This is a genomic window from Oscillospiraceae bacterium, from assembly GCA_015067255.1.
Taxonomy (GTDB): domain Bacteria; phylum Bacillota; class Clostridia; order Oscillospirales; family SIG519; genus SIG519.
In genome coordinates, this window is record SVMS01000045.1 from 1 (window position 1) to 8,430 (window position 8,430).

Annotated in this window: 6 protein-coding genes and 1 pseudogene; 5 read left to right on the forward strand and 2 right to left on the reverse strand. The window is 38.0% G+C overall.

Annotation, left to right across the window (positions count from 1 at the left end; translation table 11 throughout):
* The 3 genes and pseudogenes from E7480_08270 (at nucleotide 1) to E7480_08280 (ending at nucleotide 3,032) form a co-directional block, all read left to right on the forward strand.
* A pseudogene (locus E7480_08270) lies at nucleotides 1-116 on the forward strand (IS30 family transposase).
* A 196-nt stretch (nucleotides 117-312) separates the two neighbouring features.
* Nucleotides 313-2,502 (forward strand): hypothetical protein, encoded by a 2,190-nt coding sequence (locus E7480_08275; GenBank protein MBE6904585.1) that lies wholly within the window; start codon nucleotides 313-315, stop codon nucleotides 2,500-2,502.
* 17 nt (nucleotides 2,503-2,519) lie between these two features.
* On the forward strand, nucleotides 2,520-3,032 hold the full coding sequence (locus tag E7480_08280; protein MBE6904586.1) for a ferritin: 513 nt from the start codon (nucleotides 2,520-2,522) through the stop codon (nucleotides 3,030-3,032).
* A gap of 268 nt (nucleotides 3,033-3,300) precedes the next feature.
* On the opposite strand, the gene E7480_08285 is transcribed toward E7480_08280, so the two are convergent.
* Complete coding sequence (locus E7480_08285) at nucleotides 3,301-3,519, reverse strand: helix-turn-helix transcriptional regulator (GenBank protein MBE6904587.1); 219 nt, start codon at nucleotides 3,517-3,519, stop codon at nucleotides 3,301-3,303.
* Nucleotides 3,520-4,419: 900 nt separating this feature from the next.
* Here E7480_08285 and E7480_08290 point away from each other — a divergent pair.
* Entirely contained in the window at nucleotides 4,420-5,832 is a 1,413-nt protein-coding gene (locus E7480_08290) for a hypothetical protein (GenBank protein ID MBE6904588.1), read from the forward strand.
* Between the two features lie 313 nt (nucleotides 5,833-6,145).
* Nucleotides 6,146-6,781 (forward strand): MgtC/SapB family protein, encoded by a 636-nt coding sequence (locus E7480_08295; protein MBE6904589.1) that lies wholly within the window; start codon nucleotides 6,146-6,148, stop codon nucleotides 6,779-6,781.
* 190 nt (nucleotides 6,782-6,971) lie between these two features.
* On the opposite strand, the gene E7480_08300 is transcribed toward E7480_08295, so the two are convergent.
* Nucleotides 6,972-8,327 (reverse strand): NCS2 family permease, encoded by a 1,356-nt coding sequence (locus tag E7480_08300; protein ID MBE6904590.1) that lies wholly within the window; start codon nucleotides 8,325-8,327, stop codon nucleotides 6,972-6,974.
* Nucleotides 8,328-8,430: the final 103 nt, after the last annotated feature.

Below are 8,430 nucleotides of genomic sequence, written 5' to 3' on the forward strand. Positions count from 1 at the left end.
TACGAAAAAGAGAAAAAAGCGTATACAAACGATTAGAATTTGGACATTGGGAAGCAGACACGGTAGTATCTGGCAGAGGAAAGTCTAAAGTTTGCTTTGCAACATTAGCAGAAAGACAAACAAGGTAGAAACCTTTCAAGAGTCAGTCCTACAACATTAAAAAAGTTTTACATTATCAAAAACCTTTGGATTTATTTGACGATTGCATTAAAAAGTGTTGCACTTAGTTTGACAATTCATCTGCAATTAAAACTTGAAAAAAGAAAACAACAATGATATACTTAATAAAAATAGATTTTATGAGGTGTTTTTATGACTTCATTAAAAAGAAAAATACTGTCAAGCCTTTTGGTTGTATCGCTTCTTTTATCTCTTTTTTCTGTATCTGCTTTTGCCACAGGAGATGCTGTGATTGTTTATAACGAGCAGGAGTTAATTGCAGCAATAGACAATATTCCCGCAGGAGAAACGGGAGAAATTACCGTTGGAAGCTCAGTTATAATTTTAAATTCGACTTTAAACATAACGAGTAAAAACGTTGTACTTAATTTTGAAAATGCTGCAATGCTTGAAGCGTATGAAAAAAGTGTTATTTATGCTTGTAATGCCAATATTACAATAAACGCGCACGAAAACTCCGGAATGCGAGTATACGGCTCAAATACCGATATCTCTGTTATAAAGGCAGAGAACACCTTGGGTGAGGGAGAGTTTAACCTCACAGTTAACGGCGGAAAATATCATTTTTACGAGGGAAAAGTCTTTGATATTTCTTCGGGGGTAAGAGCTGTTTTAAATGAGGTTGTTTGCTTTGGCGCAGTTGAGTCCTCAGGCGGCGAAATTACAATAAGCTGCGGAAGATTCACAAATGATGTTTCGGCATATGCGGCGCAAAATAAATGGTGCGGACAGCACGGTGATTATTTTTATGTACGTAACAAGGAATATTCCGATGAGTATTGTCAGATACTCGACGGCGGCAAGGTGGTCTTTAATTACGCAAAGCCCGAGCCCGAGAGTGAAGCTTCGTGGCTTATTGCCGAAGATTTCAATATGGTAAATCCCGATTTTTACTTTGACCCTATGGGCTTTAACGAGGATTTTACACAGTGTGAAATAGGCTTCAGAATTGAAAGCCCTTACGAAGAGTATCATACTGTAGATGTTGTCTGGAATTATGACAGCAAGGTTTACGAGGAAGCAAAAAAATTTATTGAAAAATTTCCTCAGGACAGAGAATGGTTTAACGTTACAGACCTTGAGCTTGCAAACTATTGGGTAAATAATGACCCCTATTCCGAATCTGAAATTGACACCTTGGCAAACTATTCGGGAGAGCTTAAGGGCTATCTTGATAATACCAATTTCCTCTTTACCGTTGAAATCCGCGGCGGCGCTGACGAACCCTTCTTTACAGAGAGAATAGGCTCTGCAAAGCTTATTCATAACGGAATAGTATATTTTGCATCGGGCTATTTAGGCGCAAAGGCGGAGCACGCTATCTATGTTCCCGAAAGCACAGGAAGTTCAGCGCAGGAGCTTATAGCGGCGGCGCAAAAAAGAATAGACGATTATATAGGCGCAGGTAAAATAGAAATTTCTCTTAATAATGATACTGTAGAGCAGTATTACAACGGTGAAATAGCTGAATATGACAGACAGCTTGCAGAGTATCAAAGCCGCCTTGAAATTGCCAGAGCCCGTTACGAAGAAGAGATGGCAAAAGAGGAAAAGGACTGGGATATTATAACTGAGTGTCAATGGGAAATTATGGACTGTGAAAATCAGCTCACCTATATTCCCGACTATAAGCAGTATTTTATTGAGTCCTTTGAAGAGGGCGGACACCTCAATTTTCTTAACAAAGCGGCAGGCGGATATTTCTTTAATGTTGCAGTCGGCGAAGAGATTTATAAATTCGTAATAATCAAGGACGATACAAAGCTTGCAGTACCATCTTATACATCTGTTGACTTAAACACTAAGGTACAGGTAAATTCTTCTTCCTCTGAAATTCCTCTTGACACGATGGTTGAGGTGGAAAAGCTGACAGACGGCGAGGAATATGACAGAATTATAGAAATTCTTAACGCTTCCGAAAACGAAACCTATGACATTAAGCTTCGTTCGGAAACTCTCAATCAATATGTAACAAAGCTTGACAACGGAAGCTTTGAGGTTAAGCTTCCCATTCCCGACAATTTCAAGGGCAAGACTTTGGCTGTATATTATATTGACGAAAACGGACTCCCCGTAAGATATTCCGTAATTCCCGATGGCGATTTTGCAGTATTTTCAACAGAACATTTCAGTATTTATACTCTCGTTCAAGAGGGAGAGCAAGAGGGCTACAGCGTTCTCGATTTGATAAATTTAAGGAATTATCTTTTGGAAAAAACAGAGCTTAGTGTAAATAATATTAGTAAATTGGATGTTGACGGCGACACAGTGCTTACAATGTTTGATTTGCTTAAAATAAAAGCGCTTATATTTGCGCAATAAAACAGGAGGAAAATATTATGATGAATGAAAAAGTAAGAGAGCTGTTAAATCAGCAAATCAACAAGGAGTTCTATTCCGCATACCTTTATCTTGAATTTTCAAATTATTTTGAAGATGCGGGACTCAGCGGCTTTGCAAACTGGTATATGGTTCAGGCTCAGGAGGAAAGAGACCACGCAATGCTGTTTTACAAGTATTTGCAAAATGAAAATCAAAAGGTTACTCTTGAAGCTATTGACAAGCCCGACAAAACCTTTGAAAAGCATATAGACGTGCTTAAGGCAGGTCTTGAACACGAGGAGTATGTAACCTCTTTAATTAACGATATTTATGCTGCAGCGTATGACGTTAAGGATTTCCGTACAATGCAGTTCCTTGATTGGTTCGTTAAGGAGCAGGGTGAAGAGGAAACCAACGCCAACGATTTAATTACAAAAATGGAGCTTTTCGGAACAGACCCCAAAAGCTTATATATGCTTAATCAGGAGCTTGCGGCAAGAGTATATACTGCCCCCTCATTAGTCCTTTAAAAAAGGTGATGTAAAAAAAGCGCATAATAAGCCAATTTCGCCCTCGGCGTACCCTTGTACGCCGTCGGGTAACCACCGACAAAAAATTGTCGGTGCGAAATTGACATATTCTGCGCATTTTTTCCTATCCCCTTAAAAATAAAGGTAAAAAGCGCATAACAAACCAACTTTGCCCTCGGCGTACCCTTGTACGCCGTCGGGTAACCGTCCACAACAAAAGACCGTAAAACATTTCGTTTTACGGTCTTTTTTAATGAATGATGAATAATTAAGGAAGCTTTTTCGGTGTGTCAATAAATCCTGCCAGATAGTCAAGAGAAACGTTGTAGTATCTTGCCAAAATAACCATACGTTCAAAGGGAATAGCTCTTTTGCCGTTTTCATACTGAGCGTAATAGGATTGACTTGTACCTATAATTTTTGCAATTTCTTCCTGACTTTTGTCAGCATCTTCTCTAAGGTCCTTTAGTCTTTGATATACGTTCATTTTTTACCACCTTGTACTTTTTAAAAATTATAGCACAAGTGAACTAAAAAGAGTTGACTTTAGTTCACATTTGAACTATAATATATTTAGTTCGTTTTTAAACTATCGAGAAAGGAAGAAAAAATGAAAGAAACACTTGAAAAGCTATGGAATAATTATCTTTTAGAGGAATGTGCCGTAATTGATACGGATGAGGAACGAAATCTTACCAAAAAGACTGCGGAACTACACGAAAAAGCAAACACACTACTCAATGAGAATCAAAAAAAATGCGGTGGAAAAATATGTTGATGCATTGTGTGATCTTGAAGCCCTCTTTGTGAAAAAGGCATTTTTAAAAGGGTGTGAATTTGCAGTTTCATTTCTCTTAGAGACGGGGAGTTTTAAAAAATAGAAAGCTCTGTTCAAAATAATACGCTTTATGTATTTAATCAAAGCAGTGCGTATTCTGCGCTTTTTCCTATCCCCTCGCAAAAAGACCGTAAAACATCACGTTTTACGGTCTTTTTAATTGTGTGAAGTGATATTCCGACTTTGTCGGAGTGATATTTGCTTCGCAAGTTTTATGGCAAATAGAATATCACTAAGTCCAAAGGACTTAATATCACTTTATTTTTGAAATATCACGCTGACGGTAGTCAGCATATCACTTGTCAGATAAAAAGAAAGAGAAGACTCGTTACAAGATACGAATCTTCTCTTTTCTTTTATTAGTGGGTTTGGACTACTGCTGGGCTGCGTTTGTACTTACAAATTCGATACTGGTTCGAGTACTTCTTCAAAATCTCCGCTAAGAACATCACGTTTTTTCCGCACAGCTTTTTGCTTTAACAAAGTATTGACAAAAAGAAAACAAAATGTTAACATAAAATTGTAAACAAAAGGAAGGGAGATAAAATTATGAAAAAAACAACTCGAATATTTTCTTTATTGTTAGGGGTACTTATGATTTTTTCTCTTGCATCTTGCGGGAAAACAGTTGTAGAAAAACCCTTTGAGCCCGAAGATGCCGCTTCTCTTTGGAACAAAATTTATGAAACTATGAATGCGGTAGAGAACTATAACTTAACTGTTAAGATTGAAATGACCTACTATTCTTTAGGTAAAAAATTTGAGGTTAACGAAGAGATTATCAATTTTGCCTCTAATGCCGAAGAGTACATAGAATCAAAAACAGTAATTAAGTGTCAGGAGCTTTCTTACGAGGAAAATATTGTAAACGTTTCGGCTTATCATGACGGTAAAATGTATTCTTCTACAAAAAACAGCAAATATGACCAGAAATTCTGTTCACCCATGACCTTTGAAGAATATAGGGAAGCTAACTACGATGAAACACTTGACAATAAGATTCTTGGTGATTGTACCAATTCTGAGTTTTCAAAAAAGGAGGATGGTACTTGGAATATAAAGTTTTCGGGATATACAAAGAAAGCAATAACTAAGTTAATGAAAACTACCCAAATATCTTATGAGGATTTAGGCGCAGATGTTCTTGATATGGAGGTCAATATCGTTGCTGATGCAGACTTTCGTATTAAAACTATAAAAACTGATTTTTCTTTTGATGTAGACGAAAACACTACTACTTTACCTCGATTTTCTATGATTGAAGAATATTCCTCTTTTAATGAGGCGAAATTTGACACTCAAAAGCTTAAGGCTGAAGAGTATACACAGGTAGACGATGTGCGTGTTCTCAGCTATGTTGAAGACGGTATAAAGGTTATTCAGGATGCGGCAACGGGCAAATTTACTCTTGATATAAGCAACAGTACAACAATTTTAGGTCAAACCGAAACTACAACCGAAAAGGACATTGTTTCATACGGAAAGAAAAACGGCGCTTACTATTACGATGTTGAGGCTAAGACAGACGAACAGACAATATATCTCAAGCATGAAAGCGGCAATCTGACAATAGAGGTCGGCGGTGAAAAACAGGTACAGGCGCAAAATGAAAAAGATGCTAAAGCGCAGATTGACGGTTTTATAGATTCGGCAAAATATAACAGTATGGCTGTTACATCAATAGAAAAGAAGAGTGACGGAGTATATTTGCTGAAGATTGCAAATTTTGATGTTTCACTTCTTCAAGCTTCTTATGAGGGAAGCGGCATAGAGCTTAAATCGGGAACACAGGAAATAACCGTAACAATGACGGATAAATCTATTACAAAAATTGAGAGCAAAATTGATATAGATGCTGTTTACAATTATGAGGGCGGCAGTGAGAAGATGACATTGTCAGGGGAATCTGTTGTTACTGTTGAAAAGGTTGAAAGTGCTTTAGGAAGCGAAGAAGCAGTTTAAATTCAATATTTTGAGGCTGTCTAAAAAGAGTGCAGATTTCGTAAATCCGTTCTCGTCGGCGTACATAGGTACGGTAGAGAGCGGATTGACGGAAAGAAGAAAATTTCAATTAAGAGGATGTAAAAAACGAAAGTTTTTTACATCCCCTTTTTCATAAAACAAAATATAGGGAAGAGCATAACTCCTTCCCTATATCAATTTTAAAATTAGCTTCAACCGCTTATGATTTTTCCTTTTCTGCGGTCTGTGACTTTTTGGACAGTCTCTATTCATATTTGTTTTTTAAAAGCATAATATACTATTGGTGAAAAATATGGATTTTATGCTTAAAATTATTATAAGGTCGGTTTTAGCGGTAGTTATAGGCATAATTATCGGAAGCGAGCGTGCAAGACACGGCAGAGCAGCGGGGGCAAGAACGCATATTCTTGTTTCCTTAGGTGCGGCGCTTACTGCTATGATAAGCATTTATGCCAATGATTTTTTGGGCTACAGCGGTGATATTTTCAGACTTTCGGCACAGGTTATTTCGGGCGTTGGCTTTTTGGGTGCAGGAGTGATAATTCTCAAAAGCAATAACGTTATAACAGGACTCACAACTGCAGCGGGAGTATGGACTACAAGCGTTATAGGTATTGCCGCAGGCTGCGGCTTTTATTTCGGAGCTATAGTTATAAGCGTGTTATATATGATAACTATAAGTCTTTTAGGAAAGCTTGAAAGACGCAGAAATCGAAACCAAGAAATATATATAGAAATTGATGATATGTATAAGGCAAACGAAATAATTTCAAAGATAAAGGAAAATGACATTGTATTCACCTATCATTTTATACCCCCGAAAAGCAATTATCAGGGCAATTTAGGGATAAATTTAACATTCAAAAAGGATTATGACATATACTCTCTTAAAAAATATGACAATGTAGTTTTTATTGAAGAAGAGTAGGTGTTGTGTTCTTTAGAACACAACACTGCGATATAAATCCCTTGCGGGATTTGCGATATACGCTGTCGCGTGCGATATACTTTTGCATACCTCGCCAAAGGCGAGATATTTCAAAAGTGCGATATGCTTTTTTCAAAAGCGTAAAAAAGCTGTGCGGAAATTTTCCGCACAGCTTTTTGAATTTTAAAGCTTATGCAAGGCCGAGAACCTTTAAAACGATATATGCTACGAACAATGCAACGGAAATCCACATAACTGCGCTGATTTCCTTTATCTTGCCGATGATTATCTTTAAAACAACCCATGCAAGCATACCGAACATAATTCCGTTTGCTATTGAGTATGTTAAAGGCATCATAATAATTGCAAGGAAAGCACCGATTGTATCAGCAGCATCGCCGTCAAAGTTTACTTTCTTAACGGAAGTAAGCATCATAAGACCAACATAAAGCATAGCAGGAGTGGTTGCAAAGCCGGGGATTGCTGTGAATACAGGAGCAAGTATTAAGGATACAAGGAAGAGACCTGCAGTAACTACAGAGGATAAACCTGTTTTACCGCCTGCAGCAACACCTGCGCTGGACTCAACATAGCTTGTAACTGTGGAAGTACCAAGGCAAGCGCCGACAACTGTACCTACAGCGTCTGCCATTAAAGCGCCGCCTGCTTTGGGAAGCTCGCCCTTTTCGTCCAAAAGGTCGCCCTTTTCAGCAACACCGATAAGTGTTCCTACTGTATCAAAGATATCAGTATAAAGGAAGGTAAATACTATAATAGCAAAGCTTGCAGCATTCTTTAAAATAAATCCAAAGTCAAAGTCAAAGAACAAAGGAGCCTGGAATGCAGACATTGAGAAGCTGGGAATAACGGAGTAAACGCCTGCATCAACATTGGGAACATACCAACCGATAAGCTCTGCGATAATACCTAAAATCCAAGTAGCGATGATACCTAAAAGGATTCCGCCGGGAATTCTGAAGTGCTGAAGAACAGCGATAACTAATAAACCAACTAAAGCAAGTACAACGTTTGCGCTTGAGATATCACCCAATGCAACTGTGGTAGCAGAGCTTGCTACAACGATTTTTGCATTTAAAAGAGCGATGATAGTGATGAAAAGACCGATACCTGCTGTGATACCGAACTTAAGGTTATTAGGGATTTTGTTTACAAGCTGCTCACGGAATTTGAAGAGAGAAAGTATCATAAAGATAATACCTTCAACTAAAATTGCAGTAAGAGCAACCTTGTAGGAGTAACCCATAGCTCCGCAAACTGTAAATGCGAAGAATGCGTTAAGTCCCATACCTGAAGCCAATGCAACGGGATAGTTAGCAAAGAATGCCATACAAAGAGTAGCTATTGCCGCTGAAATTGCTGTTGCAGCAAAGGCTGCACCCTGAGGAATTCCTGCAGCTGCCATGTAGCCGGGGTTAACGGCTAAGATGTAAGCCATTGCCAAGAAGGTAGTTATACCGGCAATGATTTCTGTGCGAACGCTGCTTCCGCGTTCTTTGATCTTGAAGAATTTTTCAAGCTTTTCCATAATGAATGAAGTGAACCCCAAAGTTTAGACAAAAATAAATATTAAATTGCTTGTGAATGAGTTCGGTATTGTACTGGACTCATTCCTTTTAGTTTTAAGGAAA